Genomic DNA, 13,695 nt, shown 5'->3' with positions numbered 1-13,695 from the left:
AATGGCCGCGACACCGAAGGGGCCGGTCAATATCCATGCATCGGCCGTTGCGTTCGGGACGACCGGACTTTTGATCCTTGGGGCTTCGGGGTCCGGGAAATCCTCACTTGCGCTGCAGTTGATGGCGTTGGGGGCGACGCTCGTCGCCGATGATCGTGTCATTGCAACGCCCGACCTGAACGGTGGCCTGAGAATGACGGCGCCGGCCGACCTGCAGGGCATGATCGAAGCGCGCGGTGTCGGTCTGATACGCGTGGATCATCGTCCGGCGATGGCCGTCTATGCCGTCACTTTGGACGAGGTCGAAACGGCCCGCTTGCCGGAAACCCACGACACCGTGATCGCCGACGTTACGTTGCCTCTTCTCAGAAAGGTTGAGAGCCCGGCATTCCCCGCTATGCTCTACGCTCTGTTGAATGGAGGGCGCGTGGCGCCATGAACGACCAGCCATCTCAAAAATCGGTTGAGCCGGCGCGCGTCGTCCTGGTCACGGGTGCGTCCGGCGCCGGTCGGTCAACGGCGATCAATGCGCTTGAGGATCTGGGGTTCGAGGCGATCGACAACCTACCACTTAGTCTTGTTGAGCGACTTTTGGACGGACCAGCCCGCAGCGCGCCACTTGCGTTGGGTATTGATGTGCGCAATCGGGACTTTTCAACCGATGCGATGGTGGCGCTTTTGGACAACCTTGCCGCTGATCCGGATACGTCGGCTGAATTGCTATATTTGGATTGCCGGACGGACGTTCTGATACGACGCTATTCGGAAACGCGGCGGCGCCACCCGCTTGCGCCATCCGAAACCCCTGATATCGGCATTGCACGCGAGATGGAATTACTGGTGTCCGTCCGCGCGCGCGCCGATCGGCTGATTGAAACGTCGGAACTGACGGTACACGATCTGAAGGCCGAAATAGGTGAGAAATTCGGTACCGCAGCAAGCGTCAAACTATCGATTTCTGTGGAAAGCTTTTCCTACAAACGCGGGTTGCCTCGCGGGGCGGATATGGTTCTTGATGTGCGGTTTCTGGCAAACCCACATTGGGAGGAAACCCTGCGGGATTTGGACGGTCGTTCGCCGGCCGTGCAGACTTTTGTTGCTAGCGACCCAAGGTTTGCCGATTTCTTCGCGCGCACCATTGATCTGACCCAATCGCTGCTGCCTGCCTTCAAAGACGAGGGCAAGACGTCTTTGACGCTGGCTTTTGGCTGTACTGGCGGGCAACACCGTTCTGTTGCGCTTGCGGAAAAAGCGGCGAAGGCCCTTGCGGCGGCGGGGTGGCAGGTGTCAACTCGTCACCGGGAGCTTGAGCGGCGTGGCCTGCTCGGGGGGCCGGCTGCGGAAATGGGGATGCAGACGTGATCGGGATTGTCATCGTCGCACACGGCGGTCTGGCGCAGGAATATCTATCGGCGGTCGAACACGTTGTCGGCAAGCAATCTGGCATGCGCGCGATCTCGATTGCACCAGACCATGATCGCAAAAAGAAACAGGCCGAGATTTGTGCGGCAGCCGACAGCGTCGACACCGGCAACGGAGTCGTGGTTGTGACGGATATGTTTGGCGGGTCACCGTCGAATTTGTCATTGCGCGCCTGCAGCCCAAATGACCGCAAAATCATCTACGGCGCGAACCTTCCGATGCTGATCAAACTTGCAAAGTCACGGCACAAATCCGTGGCAGTTGCCGTGCGTGTTTCGCTTGAGGCGGGCCGTAAATACATCGACGCATTTGACGGATAGAGGCGCGCATGGCTGACACAGCGACCAAAACACTGACCATCGTCAACGAAAAGGGCCTGCACGCGCGGGCGTCGGCCAAGCTTGCCGAACTGGTCGAGGACTATGCAGCCGAAGCCGAAGTGTCCAAAGACGGGCTTTCAGCGGCGGGCGACTCGATTATGGGGTTGTTAATGCTGGCGGCCTCGAAGGGCACGCAGATAGACGTCGTGACGCGAGGCGACGCGGCTGAAGAGCTTGCCGATGCGATTGAAGCGCTTGTTGCGGATCGTTTCGGCGAGGACATGTAAAAGTCCCGCGCGGTTCAGCATGCGGGTTTAGCGCGTGGGAACGGGCGTCTCGCCGCGGTAATCATAGAACCCACGATCGGTTTTGCGCCCAAGCCACCCGGCTTCCACGTACTTCGTCAAAAGCGGGCAGGGCCGGTATTTGGTATCGGCCAACCCCTCGTGCAGCACGTTCATGATCGCCAGGCAGGTATCAAGACCGATGAAATCGGCAAGTTCTAGCGGACCCATCGGGTGGTTGGTGCCAAGTTTCATCGCGCTATCGATGGATGACACTGATCCGACGCCTTCGTACAGTGTATAGACCGCTTCGTTGATCATCGGCATCAGGATGCGGTTCACGATAAACGCGGGGAAATCTTCCGAGGTTGAGGCCGTTTTTCCGATTTTCTCAACCACAGCGAGGCAGGATTTAAAGGTCGCCTCGTCGGTCGCTATGCCGCGGATCAGCTCGACAAGCTGCATCACCGGCACCGGGTTCATAAAGTGGAACCCCATGAATTTCTCTGGGCGGTCCGTGCGGCTTGCCAGCCGGGTGATCGAAATTGACGACGTGTTGGATGTCAGGATCGTTTCTGGCTTCAGGTGCGGGACAAGGTCCTCAAAGATCGCGACTTTGACGGTTTCGCGTTCGGTTGCCGCTTCGATAACAAGGTCGGTTTGACCCAGATCGCTGAGGGTCAGCGTGGTCTTGATCCGCCCCATCGCTGCGTCTCGTTCGGACTGGCTGATTTTTTCGCGGCTGACCTGACGATCCAGATTGCCTTCGATAAGGTTTATCGCCGCATCCAGCGCGTCGCGGCTGACGTCAGTCATCAAAACGTCAAATCCGGAAACCGCAAACACATGGGCAATGCCATTGCCCATCTGCCCCGCTCCGACGATGCCAACCGTTTTGATATCCATGCCAAACCCTTCCAGATCTCGCCCGGACAATAGGCTTAGGCCCGTTCTGGGTGCAAGTGGGCTTGGCGTCGCGGCAGCTCAGAAACGGGCGGATTAGGCAAATATCAATGCCGATCGGAGATGTTGATTCGCGGGAATGTCGGAGAACGGAACTTGTAACACTGATCGAAGTACCGGATTCAGCGTTAGATTATGATCTGTGCCGTTATGGCGCGTCGCGCGTCATGTTTCGTGGGCCAAAATGGCCGCTTAATGGGAGCTACATCGCTGACATTGGTAGCGGTCAGACGTATGGAAAATACGGCGAGGTTCTTTTTGTTGACGCGCTTGAAGCGCAGATTGGGGAAGCCGTGGTCAATCTTGGGGTAATGCAAGCCGGATTGACCGCTACTGCGGATAGTCCCGACATTTTGCCGGTGACATCGAACGCGCGGATGACACTGGTGCAAATTCTGGATGCGCAAAATATGCCCAATCGCTTCTACTCTGTGCATCCGCGCCAAAACGATAGGTTCGTGTCGGCCTCTGTCACCGTTCAGCGGTTGTTTCCTAGTGTGGACTTCGCCGTTTCCCACGTCACCGGCCATCTCCTTGGCGCGCTGGCAGACACCGCTCAATCGGCCTTGCAACCGGTGGTATCGGAACTAAAAATCGCCTGGGTCAGCCGGCTGAAGATGATCGTGAAGTCGATTTCAGGCGACACAGCGCTTCTTTGGACGGCAGAACGCCGACCCGAGGACCCCTTGCTTGGGCAATCCGCTTGATCCGCACTTTGTGGATCGTGAAATGATAGAGACTGTGTCGCACAATTCCGCAGGGGTCATTGAAGTGATGGCGGGATGATTTTGCCCGTTGCGAAGGCATAGTCGGCAAAGCGTTTCTAGTCCATGAACGCCAGGCGGCAGAAGCGATACTTGCTCCTTCTTTATACCACAGTCAGGTCGCAACAGCCTTGGCGGGTGTCATTGTGCAGCCGCAGAAACAAAAACGCGCCGACAGTCGCCGGCGCGCTTCTTAACCGATGGGTTCGCGATCAGAGCTTTTCAAGCAGCTCTGGCACAGCCGTAAACAGATCAGCCACAAGACCGTAATCGGCCACCTGAAAGATCGGGGCTTCCTCGTCCTTGTTGATTGCGACGATGATCTTGCTGTCTTTCATGCCCGCAAGGTGCTGAATTGCGCCGGAAATGCCGACGGCAACATAAAGATCAGGGGCCACAACCTTGCCGGTCTGACCGACTTGCCAATCGTTGGGCGCATAGCCCGAGTCCACCGCAGCGCGCGAGGCACCAACGGCGGCGCCAAGCTTGTCTGCAAGGCTTTCGATCAGTGCAAAGTCTTCTTTCGACCCAACACCGCGTCCGCCGGATACTACAACGCCCGCTGATGTCAGCTCGGGACGATCGTTTTCTGCGACCTTGTCTTCAACCCATTCGGACAGGCCAGGATTTTCAACGGCGCCGATGGTTTCAACCGAAGCATTGCCCCCCCCCGCGGCCCCGTCAAAGGACGAAACGCGGATCGACACAACCTTGATTTCATCGAGCGATTTAACGGTCTGGATCGCGTTACCGGCATAAATTGGACGCTCGAAGGTCTCTGCGTCGACGACGCCCGAGATATCCGTGATCACCATCACATCAAGCAAAGCTGCAACCCGTGGAAGCACGTTTTTTGCGTCTGTCGTCGCAGGTGCGACGATGTGGCTGTAGTCGCCTGCCAAGGACACGATCAATGCCGCCGTCGGTTCCGCAAGGCGATGGCCAAGCGACGCATCTTCGGCGACCAATACTTTGGACACGCCGTCAATGGTTGCGGCTTCCGCACCCGCTGCCGAGGCCGAGGCCCCCGCGCACAATATGGTGACATCGCCCATCAGTTTCGCGGCCGTCACAGCCTTGGAGGTGGCGTCCAAAGATAGCTCGCCGTTGTTAACTTCGGCCAAAAGAAGAACGCTCATGAAAGGGCCCCCACTTCTTTAAGTTTTGCAACAAGTTCATCAACTGAACCAACGATCTCGCCTGCCTTGCGCGTGTCCGGCTCACTGGTGGCAACGATCTGAAGTCTCGGGCTAACATCGACGCCGTAGTCGGCCGGTGTCTTTTCGTCCATCGGTTTTCTCTTTGCCTTCATGATGTTCGGCAATGATGCATAGCGCGGTTCGTTCAGACGCAAGTCGACCGAAATAATTGCCGGCATTTTGACTTTAATCGTCTGCAAACCGCCATCTACTTCGCGCGTCACTGTCGCGCTGTCGCCGTTGATCTCGACCTCGGAGGCGAATGTCGCCTGCGCCCAACCGGTCAATGCCGCAAGCATCTGTCCGGTTGCGTTCATGTCGTTGTCAATCGCCTGTTTGCCGCAAAGAACAACGCCCGGCTGTTCTTCGTCACACACGGCTTTCAAAAGCTTGGCAACGGCGAGCGGTTCTATGTCCATTTGGACGTCATCCGTCGCGATTATTAGGATCGCACGATCCGCGCCCATGGCCAGAGCGGTGCGCAGGGTTTCCTGGCTTTGCTTCACGCCGATCGAAACCGCGATCACTTCATCGGCCTGACCGGCCTCTTTCATCCGAATAGCCTGTTCGACAGCAATCTCGTCAAACGGGTTCATCGACATTTTAACATTCGCCAGATCGACTCCCGATCCGTCCGCTTTGACACGAACTTTCACGTTGTAATCGATGACGCGTTTGACAGGTACCAACACCTTCATTTGCGTTAACTCCCTTGCGTTCGGGGTCAGACCCGATGATTTCTCAGTCGGTGTAGCGAAGGCAGCAGACAGAAAACAGTGCAAAATCGACGCGTTTCGGCCTGACGACGCCGCGTTTTCGGCACCCAGTACGATCATTCGAAAGAATTTTAAGAATCTAGGGAAATTTGGAATGGAAAAGGTTACCGGAATTGGCGCCGTGTTCTTTCGGGCGAAGGATCCGGGCGCATTGGCGAAATGGTACGAGACGCACCTTGGCATTAACCCCGCGCCAAAGGATATGACAACGCCGCCGTGGGTCAGTGATGCTGGGGTAACGGTTTTTCACTTTTCACCGTGGACACGCATTATATCCCGGAAGATCGGGCTTTTATGATTTAATTTCCGTGTCGCTGATCTGGATGCGATGCTGGCACAACTGAAGGTGGCCGGGATCAACGCCAGCCATGAAGACGCGATGGAAGGCGTCGGTCGCTTCGCGCGCATTCACGATCCCGAGGGGAACCCGGTCGAATTGTGGGAGCCTGCCGCTTAACGGTTCGCGCCCGGGACCCAAAGCACGTCGGCGCGGCCTTCGTCATTTGCAATGCGGGCGGCCACGAAGAACCAATCGGACAAACGGTTAAGGTAAGTTACCGCTGCGTCATTTACGGCTTCCATTGTGGCCAATTCTACCGTCAAACGTTCGGCGCGGCGCGCCACCGTCCGACAAAAATGAAGTTGTGTTGAAAGCGCAGAGCCTGCGGGAAGAATGAACGATCTCAATGGCTCAAGCCGCTTTATCATGGCGTCAATCTCGCCTTCCAGGCGATCGGTTTGCGACGAAACCATACGCAGAACCGGGTAACCTGCTTCGCCGTCCATTTCCATATCAGGACGACAAAGGTCCGCGCCAAGGTCGAAAAGGTCGTTTTGAATCAATGATAAAAGATGATCTATTTCGTCGGCTGCCTGAAGGCGGGCCATGCCAACTGTTGCGTTCAATTCGTCGACAGTGCCGTAGGCCGTGACGCGGACGGCGTGTTTTGCCACGCGCGCGCCATTGCCAAGCGCGGTCTCGCCAGCGTCGCCAGTTTTTGTATAAATCTTGTTTAGAACGACCATTTTCTATCCCCCGGAACGCTCTACGAGCACATAAATCAAGATTAACGCGATCGCGACCGCCTGAGCGTAGATGCGATAGCGCATGATGCGGTTGGCGTGTTTTCGGTTAAAGTCTCCGCCCTTGGCGAACCCACCTATTCCGGTCAGTAGAACCCCTAATACGATCAGAACTGCGATCACGACGACGACGAAAAGTGGGTCTTCTAACATGGGAACCTCGGTTGCTTGAACTGTCTTTTAGCGCATGTCTGCGGCGGGGCGAACGCGACCGTCAGCCGCGCTTCATCACCTGATCTAGAAGCGATGTTGGCAGAAGGCGACGCAAAACGTCTGCGCCATACGTCGGAACGGTCACGAAATATCGGGCTTTGGGGCGCGGACTTTCGATGGCGTGGATCACTTTGGCGGTCACGGCCGAGGCTGGCTTGCTGAACGGGCTGTTTCCCGAGCCTTTGTAAACCCTGTCGAGAAGGCCAGTCCGGTATTCCTCGACACGGAGCGAGTTTTCCCAATCGACCCATTGCTCAAAGCGCTTGACGGCGTTCGCACGAAATTTGGTGACAATAGGGCCGGGTTCGATCAGCGAAACAAAGATGCCTGCGTCCACCATTTCCATGCGCAGCGCGTCTGACCAGGCTTCAACAGCAAACTTCGACGCGCAGTAGGCGCCGCGATAGGGCGTCGCGACCAAGCCAAGCACTGATGAACAGTTTACAATACGCCCATGTCCCTGCGCTCGCATCGCGGGCAAAAGCTGAACCGTCAGATCGTGCCAGCCAAGGAAATTCGCATTGAGACTTGCCGTCATGGCTGCGCGGGACAGGTCTTCAATCGGGCCGGGAATGGCGTAGGCGCCATTATTAAAAAGCGCATCCAGTGACCCTCCGGTGGACGTCAAAACGTGGTTAACGGCCGCGGTGATGCTGTCGGGATCTTCGTAATCAAGATGAATGGCGTCAGGAAACCCATTAGCCATAAGCCGCTCGGCATCGGCCTTTTGTCGGCAGGATGCGAAAACACGCCAGCCCTTGGATTGAAGGGTTTGCGCTGCGTCAAAACCGATGCCACTTGCCGCACCAGTAATAAGGATGGATTTCAAAGCCGACGTCATCAAGCGCGTTTGCTACGATGTGTTGCGTATTGCAAGCCCGTGAATTCCGGCGAAATCACTGCGTTCGCGCCTTGCCGCTAGAATCCTGCATCGCTACACACCGTATATGGCGAATGACACTGATACCCCCAATATCGACCCTAGGCTTGTGGCTGAACCACTGCGTCGCGCCATCGGTGACCGGTATCTGACCTATGCTTTGTCGACGATCATGCACCGGGCCTTGCCGGATGCCCGGGACGGGTTGAAGCCCGTTCACCGGCGTATTCTGTACGCCATGCGCGAGCTTCGGTTGTCGCCGACCGGCGGCTTTAGAAAGTCCGCAAAGATCACCGGTGACGTGATGGGAAACTACCATCCGCACGGCAATCAGGCGATTTACGACGCGATGGCGCGATTGGCGCAGGATTTTAACGTTCGTTACCCGCTGGTTGATGGGCAGGGCAACTTCGGCAACATTGACGGCGACAATCCAGCGGCCGAAAGATACACCGAAGCGCGTCTGACCGTGGCCGCCGAAGCCTTGATGGAAGGCCTGACCGAAAACGCGGTCGACTATCGTCCGAACTATGAAGGCACATTGGAAGAACCCGTCGTTTTGCCCGCGACGTTCCCCAACCTTCTGGCCAATGGCTCGTCCGGGATCGCGGTCGGCATGGCGACGAATATTCCGCCCCATAACCTTGGTGAACTTTGCGACGCTTGCATCCATTTGGCGAAGAAACAGAACAGCGAACTGGTACGGGACGACACCCTGATCGAAATGATAAGCGGTCCCGATTTCCCGACCGGTGGCATCATCGTCGAGCCGACGGCTTCGATTTTTGAGGCCTATCGTACCGGGCGCGGTGGCTTTCGTGTGCGCGCCAAATGGGAGGTCGAAGACCTTGGTCGGGGGCAGTGGCAGGTCGTGGTCACCGAAATTCCGTATCAGGTACAAAAAAGCCGCCTGATCGAGAAGCTGGCCGAGGTCATTCAAACCAAAAAAGTGCCGATCCTTGCTGATGTGCGCGACGAAAGCACCGAAGACATCCGCATCGTGCTTGAGCCGAAGTCGCGCAATGTCGACGCCGAAGTTCTGATGAATATGTTGTACCGCAACTCGGATCTCGAAACGCGGTTTAGCCTGAATATGAACGTATTGATCGACGGTGTGACGCCGAAAGTCTGCTCGCTGAAAGAGGTGCTGCGCGCCTTTATGGAGCATCGCCGCGATGTGTTAGTCCGCCGGTCCGAGCATCGCCTTGCCAAGATCGACCACCGTCTGGAAGTGCTGGAAGGCTTCATTACGGCGTTCCTCAATCTGGACCGCGTGATCGACATTATCCGCTACGACGACGATCCAAAAGCGGCGATGATGCGCGAAGACTGGTCGCGCGATTTCGTCCGGGCGATTGACGAAACCGACTATGTTTCGCCGCCCGCTGGTGAGGGTGAGCTTAGCGAGCTTCAGGTCGAAGCGATTCTGAACATGCGGTTGCGCGCGCTTCGACGTCTTGAAGAGATGGAGTTGCGCCGCGAGTACGATGATTTGCTTGTTGAGCGTGCCGCGCTGGAAGATTTGCTTAGTGATGAAGGTCAGCAATGGGGGCAGATTGCCGATCAGCTTCGTGACGTGAAGAAGATTTTTGGCAAAGACTCCGAGGGCGGTGCGCGCCGGACTGTTTTTGCTGAGGCGGTCGAGGTCGCAGACGTGCCATTGGAAGCGATGATCGACCGCGAGCCGATCACTGTCGTTTGCAGCCAGATGGGCTGGATCAGGGCGTTGACTGGCCATATCGATCTGGACCGTGAGTTGAAATTCAAAGACGGGGATGGCACGCGGTTTGTGTTCCACGCCGAGACGACAGATCGTTTGCTAATCGCGGGCTCGAACGGCCGGTTTTACACGGTGTCCGCGTCAAGCCTGCCCGGAGGGCGCGGCATGGGCGAGCCGGTGCGCCTGATGGTCGATCTGCCGAACGAGGCCGAAATTGTATCTTTGTTCATCCATCAGCCGGGGCGCAAATTGCTTGTCGCCTCGACCGCAGGCGACGGCTTTATCGTTTCCGAAGACGAGATCGTGGCCCAGACCCGCGCGGGCAAGCAGGTCCTGAACGTCAAGGGTGCGGTGCGCGCGCTGGTCTGCAAGCCCGTCGATGGCGATCACGTTTCGGCTGTTGGCGAGAACCGCAAGATGCTGGTGTTCCCGGTGGCGGACCTGCCAGAAATGGGACGCGGCAAGGGCGTGCGGCTTCAGAAATACAAAGACGGCGGATTGAAAGATGCGCGCACGTTTACCTTGTCTGACGGCCTCAGCTGGCTTGATCCGGCGGGGCGCACGCGCATGGTTTCTGCTGAAGACCTCGCTGAATGGATCGGCGTGCGGGCAGGCGCGGGTCGTATGGCGCCGCGAGGCTTCCCGCAGGATAACCGGTTCACGTAAGGCATGGCGGCGACCAACCTTTCCACCGAGTTCATCGGACGGCGGGGGCGCATTTTCGCCATGAGTTTCGTCATGGGGCTTTGGTCTGTTCTGACCTTCGGCTTTTATCGCTTCTGGATGAAAACCCGGCTTCGGCGGTACTATTGGTCGTCGATCCGTCCCGGTGCGCGCCCTTTGGAATACGTCGGCGATCCGTTGGAAAAGCTGCTTGGGTTTTTCATCGCCGTGGTGATCCTTGCCTTCTACATCGGGGTTGTGAATTTGATCCTGATGTTCGTCAGCTTCACGCTGTTTGACGGCAACACGGCGGCCTATGTGGCGTCCTTCGTAGGCGTCATTCCACTTTGGTTTTATGCCCGCTACCGCGCCCGGCGGTACGTTTTTGCCCGCACGCGCTGGCGTGGTATTCGCTTTGGCGTGGACCCCGGCGCATGGGGCTATGCGTGGCGCGCGCTGATTTATTGGGGACTGGCACTTGGGTCGGGGACACTTCTTTGGCCGCTGATGACCCATCGGCTTGAGGCATACCGGATCAACCGGACTTGGTACGGTGATCGGCAGTTCCAGCAAGGCGGAAGCGCGCGGATGCTGGCGAAGGGCCTGATCCCGTTTTGGGCAATAGCAGCCATTGGTGGAAGCATTGTCTGGGCCAATTGGGACAGTGAATACACCGAGCTTACCTTAGGTCTTGCCCTTATGAGCGCCCCACTTCTGGTGGTCGCCTGGGGCTGGTATGCGGTGCGCAGTTTCCGGGTTTTGACGGCGACGAAGGCGGCGGGTGCCATCGGCTTCCGGTCGGCCGCGCGAGCGCCGCGCATCATCGGTATCTATGTCCTTGGCTACGGATTGGCCGGTTTTCTGACTGGGATTGCGGGGATCGTGGCAAGCTTCATATTCCTCGCCCTGATGTTTGCCGCCAAGGGGATGGCGTTCTCGCTGGACGACCTCGATAGCCTCACTGGTCCTGGGATTTTTCTGCAAGCCTTTGGCTTTGCTATCTATTTTCTTGTGTTCGTAATCTGGTCCACCCTGCGCCACGTCTTTGTCACCCTGCCGATTTGGCGCCACTATGCCGAAACGCTTGAGATCATTGGCAGCGAGTCCCTTCATGATATCCGCCAACGCGACCGCGATGAGCACCGCGAGGCGGAAGGCTTTGCAGAGGCGCTCGATCTGGGGGCGGCAATATGATCTGGGCGGCGTCCGACGCTCGGGAGATCTATTGCGACCTGTTCGACGGGCGCAGCGCTGCGATCCGCCGTGTTGCCACCGTGATCGACGCAAGCGCGAAGACACTTGTTCTGACGTTGCCCGACGGCGATGCGCTGATCTGGCCGCTTGTTAGCTTGCGATCGGTGCCGGATCAGGCCGACGAGGGGCGACTTGTCGTGACCACAACCGAGCGCGCATTGGCGCGTCTCACCGTCGAGGATGCCGGACTGATCCAGCGTATTCGACAAGGTGCCTGGCGGCTTGGTGAGACCCCCCCCGTGCGGGGTCGTGCCCGCGTTTTCGGCTGGGCGGGTGCGGCGATTGCGTCGGTCTTTCTGATCGTTTTTGTTCTGGTTCCGATCATGGCCGATCAGCTTGCCCGCGTCCTGCCGCCCGCCGGCGAAGAGGCGCTTGGAAACGCCACGCTTGGGCAAATTCAAACTGCGCTTGGCGAAGACTTCTTTCCTGTCGAGCTCTGCGAATCGCGGGAGGGACAGAAGGCATTGGACCTGATGCTTGACACCGTAGGCGGCAACAATCTTGATCTGCCCTATCCGATCACGGTCAGCGTGCTGAACCACTCGATGGTCAATGCTTTCGCCTTGCCTGGCGGCCAAGTGGTGTTCTTCCAAGGCATGCTTTCCGCGGCTGAAAGCCCAGACGAAATCGCGGCGGTTCTTGCGCATGAAATTGGCCATGTTGCCGCACGGGACCCGATACGAATTGCCCTGCGCTCGGCGGGATCATTGGGTGTTCTTGGCCTACTGTTTGGCGATTTTGCGGGCGGGGCTGTGGTGCTTTTCCTGGTCGAACAGATGATCAAGGCCGACTACAGCCGCGAAGCCGAGGCGGCAGCGGACGCCTATGGAATCACGCTCTTGCAACGCGCCAATGTCGACCCCGGTGCGCTGGGCGATCTATTTCAAAAGCTGCTGGACAAATTTGGCGACGCGTCCGGGATCGCTGCCCATTTCATGTCACATCCCGCGTTGGGGGACCGGATCGCGACCTCTCGCGCGGCGGGTGATGCGATGGGTGTGACCGGTCCGGTTATCCCGGATCAAAGCTGGGCGGCGTTGAAGGCAATCTGCGACTAACTTGCGGTGGCGTGCCGGGCGCGGTAACCCGTTTCAAAGTGGCAAAGGGGCTTATAAACATGCGGCGCGCAATCGTGATACTTCTGGCAGGCGCAATTTTGGCGGCCTGCACGGCGGAACCCGAAGACCTAAGCCTTGCGCCCGAGCCTTTGGGTGACTTCCGCCTTGGCCATAACATAGCCATTGCCGACAACGTGGTCCTTGGTCCGTTTTCGCGCGAGTTAAGCGAGCAAGCGCTTGAAACTGAGTTGCAAAACGCGGTTGCCAAGCGGCTTCGCCGGTACGACGGCGACGGGCTTTATCATCTTGGGATCGTTCTGGGCGGACTTGTTCTGGCGCAGCCGGGCATTCCGGTTGTCTATGCCCCGCAGTCGGTGATGATTTTAGACGTTTCTGTCTTTGACAACGTCACGCAGCAACGCTTGAACCCGGAAGCGAAACGCATTCAGGTCGGCGAAGGTTTCCGAAATATGGTACCATTCCTGGGGTCCGGACTGGTGCGCGAGGCAGACGTGCAGCTTGCCAATCTGTCACAAAGCGCGGCCCGCGAGATCGAAGACTGGCTAAACGAAAACCCCGAATGGTTCATCGCGAAACCCGAACGCGCGCGGGTTCCGTTTACCATATCAACGCCCGCTCCGACGGTTGTGAACATGGTGGATGAAGAAGCGACCAACTGACGCTTGATTTTCTTGCGCTGATACCATAATTGCCCCGCCATATTTGACCCCATTCAAAGGCACATAGGGCGATGGCAAAGGCAAAGTTTGAACGTAACAAACCGCATGTTAACATTGGCACGATTGGTCACGTTGACCACGGCAAGACGACGCTGACTGCGGCGATCACGAAGTACTTCGGTGACTTCCAGGCGTATGACAAGATTGATGGCGCGCCGGAAGAGAAGGCACGCGGGATCACCATTTCGACGGCACACGTCGAATATGAAACCGAGGCACGCCACTATGCGCACGTCGATTGCCCGGGCCACGCTGACTATGTGAAGAACATGATCACCGGTGCGGCTCAGATGGACGGCGCCATTCTGGTTGTGAACGCAGCTGACGGCCCAATGCCACAGACGCGCGAGCACATC

At 57.6% G+C, this 13,695-nt stretch carries 18 protein-coding genes; 12 read left to right on the top strand and 6 right to left on the bottom strand.

The annotated features are described in order from the left end of the window. The first annotated feature begins 1 nt into the window (after window position 1). From AC221Y_RS00090 to AC221Y_RS00075, 4 genes are read left to right on the top strand one after another with little or no spacing between them, the layout of a single operon-like run. Complete coding sequence (locus tag AC221Y_RS00090; RefSeq protein ID WP_299749793.1) at window positions 2-439, top strand: HPr kinase/phosphorylase; 438 nt, start codon at window positions 2-4, stop codon at window positions 437-439. Next, entirely contained in the window at window positions 436-1,362 is a 927-nt protein-coding gene (rapZ, locus tag AC221Y_RS00085; protein WP_299749790.1) for an RNase adapter RapZ, read from the top strand. The genes AC221Y_RS00090 and rapZ overlap by 4 nt, the downstream gene beginning before the upstream one ends. Continuing rightward, window positions 1,359-1,742, top strand: a complete 384-nt coding sequence (locus AC221Y_RS00080; RefSeq protein ID WP_299749787.1) for a PTS sugar transporter subunit IIA — start codon at window positions 1,359-1,361, stop codon at window positions 1,740-1,742. Before rapZ ends, AC221Y_RS00080 begins: the two co-directional genes overlap by 4 nt. 8 nt (window positions 1,743-1,750) lie before the next feature. Then, window positions 1,751-2,029 (top strand): HPr family phosphocarrier protein, encoded by a 279-nt coding sequence (locus AC221Y_RS00075; protein ID WP_299749784.1) that lies wholly within the window; start codon window positions 1,751-1,753, stop codon window positions 2,027-2,029. Window positions 2,030-2,056: 27 nt separating this feature from the next. Here the strand turns inward: AC221Y_RS00075 and AC221Y_RS00070 are convergent, their stop codons facing one another. After that, entirely contained in the window at window positions 2,057-2,932 is an 876-nt protein-coding gene (locus AC221Y_RS00070) for a 3-hydroxybutyryl-CoA dehydrogenase (RefSeq protein WP_299749781.1), read from the bottom strand. A 107-nt stretch (window positions 2,933-3,039) separates the two neighbouring features. Here AC221Y_RS00070 and AC221Y_RS00065 point away from each other — a divergent pair, with 107 nt between their 5' ends. Next, window positions 3,040-3,696 carry a DUF6473 family protein gene (locus AC221Y_RS00065; RefSeq protein WP_486706611.1) on the top strand — a complete coding sequence of 219 codons (657 nt, stop codon included), beginning with the start codon at window positions 3,040-3,042 and terminating at the stop codon, window positions 3,694-3,696. Window positions 3,697-3,965: 269 nt separating this feature from the next. Here the strand turns inward: AC221Y_RS00065 and AC221Y_RS00060 are convergent, their stop codons facing one another. Together AC221Y_RS00060 and AC221Y_RS00055 are read right to left on the bottom strand one after the other, a co-directional pair. Then, a complete protein-coding gene (locus tag AC221Y_RS00060) occupies window positions 3,966-4,892 on the bottom strand; it encodes an electron transfer flavoprotein subunit alpha/FixB family protein (RefSeq protein WP_299749775.1) in 927 nt (308 codons plus the stop codon). Next, window positions 4,889-5,650, bottom strand: a complete 762-nt coding sequence (locus AC221Y_RS00055) for an electron transfer flavoprotein subunit beta/FixA family protein (protein WP_299749771.1) — start codon at window positions 5,648-5,650, stop codon at window positions 4,889-4,891. Before AC221Y_RS00055 ends, AC221Y_RS00060 begins: the two co-directional genes overlap by 4 nt. Window positions 5,651-5,822: 172 nt before the next feature. Between AC221Y_RS00055 and AC221Y_RS00050 the strand changes: the two genes are divergently transcribed. Continuing rightward, window positions 5,823-6,026, top strand: coding sequence for a hypothetical protein (locus tag AC221Y_RS00050; RefSeq protein ID WP_366141656.1), 204 nt, complete (start codon window positions 5,823-5,825; stop codon window positions 6,024-6,026). Window positions 6,027-6,056: 30 nt separating this feature from the next. Next, window positions 6,057-6,185 (top strand): VOC family protein, encoded by a 129-nt coding sequence (locus AC221Y_RS00045; RefSeq protein WP_366141655.1) that lies wholly within the window; start codon window positions 6,057-6,059, stop codon window positions 6,183-6,185. Here the strand turns inward: AC221Y_RS00045 and AC221Y_RS00040 are convergent. The 3 genes from AC221Y_RS00040 to AC221Y_RS00030 form a co-directional block, all read right to left on the bottom strand. Continuing rightward, window positions 6,182-6,754, bottom strand: a complete 573-nt coding sequence (locus AC221Y_RS00040; protein WP_299749768.1) for a cob(I)yrinic acid a,c-diamide adenosyltransferase — start codon at window positions 6,752-6,754, stop codon at window positions 6,182-6,184. The two genes, AC221Y_RS00045 and AC221Y_RS00040, sit on opposite strands and share 4 nt — an antisense overlap. A 3-nt stretch (window positions 6,755-6,757) precedes the next feature. Beyond that, window positions 6,758-6,964: a twin transmembrane helix small protein gene (locus AC221Y_RS00035; RefSeq protein WP_299749765.1), complete on the bottom strand. Its 207-nt coding sequence runs from the start codon at window positions 6,962-6,964 to the stop codon at window positions 6,758-6,760. Window positions 6,965-7,025: 61 nt separating this feature from the next. Continuing rightward, window positions 7,026-7,865, bottom strand: coding sequence for an SDR family NAD(P)-dependent oxidoreductase (locus AC221Y_RS00030; RefSeq protein ID WP_299749762.1), 840 nt, complete (start codon window positions 7,863-7,865; stop codon window positions 7,026-7,028). A 106-nt stretch (window positions 7,866-7,971) separates the two neighbouring features. On the opposite strand from AC221Y_RS00030, the gene parC reads away from it, so the two are divergent. From parC to AC221Y_RS00005, 5 genes are all read left to right on the top strand, one after another. After that, window positions 7,972-10,290 carry a DNA topoisomerase IV subunit A gene (parC, locus tag AC221Y_RS00025; protein WP_299749759.1) on the top strand — a complete coding sequence of 773 codons (2,319 nt, stop codon included), beginning with the start codon at window positions 7,972-7,974 and terminating at the stop codon, window positions 10,288-10,290. Window positions 10,291-10,293: 3 nt separating this feature from the next. Next, window positions 10,294-11,481: a DUF898 family protein gene (locus AC221Y_RS00020; protein WP_299749756.1), complete on the top strand. Its 1,188-nt coding sequence runs from the start codon at window positions 10,294-10,296 to the stop codon at window positions 11,479-11,481. After that, complete coding sequence (locus AC221Y_RS00015; protein WP_486706610.1) at window positions 11,478-12,599, top strand: M48 family metallopeptidase; 1,122 nt, start codon at window positions 11,478-11,480, stop codon at window positions 12,597-12,599. The genes AC221Y_RS00020 and AC221Y_RS00015 overlap by 4 nt, the downstream gene beginning before the upstream one ends. 59 nt (window positions 12,600-12,658) lie before the next feature. Further along, entirely contained in the window at window positions 12,659-13,279 is a 621-nt protein-coding gene (locus tag AC221Y_RS00010) for a hypothetical protein (protein WP_299749750.1), read from the top strand. A 71-nt stretch (window positions 13,280-13,350) separates the two neighbouring features. Then, window positions 13,351-13,695: GTP-binding protein (locus tag AC221Y_RS00005; protein ID WP_486706609.1), on the top strand; the 345-nt coding region annotated here is incomplete at its 3' end.

The sequence above is a fragment of the Boseongicola sp. genome, from assembly GCF_057460485.1.
Note: the sequence above shows the minus strand (reverse complement) of the source record. Positions and strands in the feature narration are given on the sequence as shown.

Coding starts and splice junctions, on each gene's coding strand:
- AC221Y_RS00040 (WP_299749768.1), bottom strand. CDS start 6,754: ATGGTCGTTCTAAACAAGATTTATACAAAAACTGGCGACGCTGGCGAG.
- AC221Y_RS00035 (WP_299749765.1), bottom strand. CDS start 6,964: ATGTTAGAAGACCCACTTTTCGTCGTCGTCGTGATCGCAGTTCTGATC.
- AC221Y_RS00060 (WP_299749775.1), bottom strand. CDS start 4,892: ATGAGCGTTCTTCTTTTGGCCGAAGTTAACAACGGCGAGCTATCTTTG.
- AC221Y_RS00065 (WP_486706611.1), top strand. CDS start 3,040: ATGCCGATCGGAGATGTTGATTCGCGGGAATGTCGGAGAACGGAACTT.
- AC221Y_RS00070 (WP_299749781.1), bottom strand. CDS start 2,932: ATGGATATCAAAACGGTTGGCATCGTCGGAGCGGGGCAGATGGGCAAT.
- AC221Y_RS00015 (WP_486706610.1), top strand. CDS start 11,478: ATGATCTGGGCGGCGTCCGACGCTCGGGAGATCTATTGCGACCTGTTC.
- AC221Y_RS00045 (WP_366141655.1), top strand. CDS start 6,057: ATGCTGGCACAACTGAAGGTGGCCGGGATCAACGCCAGCCATGAAGAC.
- AC221Y_RS00075 (WP_299749784.1), top strand. CDS start 1,751: ATGGCTGACACAGCGACCAAAACACTGACCATCGTCAACGAAAAGGGC.
- AC221Y_RS00055 (WP_299749771.1), bottom strand. CDS start 5,650: ATGAAGGTGTTGGTACCTGTCAAACGCGTCATCGATTACAACGTGAAA.
- rapZ (WP_299749790.1), top strand. CDS start 436: ATGAACGACCAGCCATCTCAAAAATCGGTTGAGCCGGCGCGCGTCGTC.
- AC221Y_RS00050 (WP_366141656.1), top strand. CDS start 5,823: ATGGAAAAGGTTACCGGAATTGGCGCCGTGTTCTTTCGGGCGAAGGAT.
- AC221Y_RS00020 (WP_299749756.1), top strand. CDS start 10,294: ATGGCGGCGACCAACCTTTCCACCGAGTTCATCGGACGGCGGGGGCGC.
- parC (WP_299749759.1), top strand. CDS start 7,972: ATGGCGAATGACACTGATACCCCCAATATCGACCCTAGGCTTGTGGCT.
- AC221Y_RS00010 (WP_299749750.1), top strand. CDS start 12,659: ATGCGGCGCGCAATCGTGATACTTCTGGCAGGCGCAATTTTGGCGGCC.
- AC221Y_RS00030 (WP_299749762.1), bottom strand. CDS start 7,865: ATGACGTCGGCTTTGAAATCCATCCTTATTACTGGTGCGGCAAGTGGC.
- AC221Y_RS00090 (WP_299749793.1), top strand. CDS start 2: ATGGCCGCGACACCGAAGGGGCCGGTCAATATCCATGCATCGGCCGTT.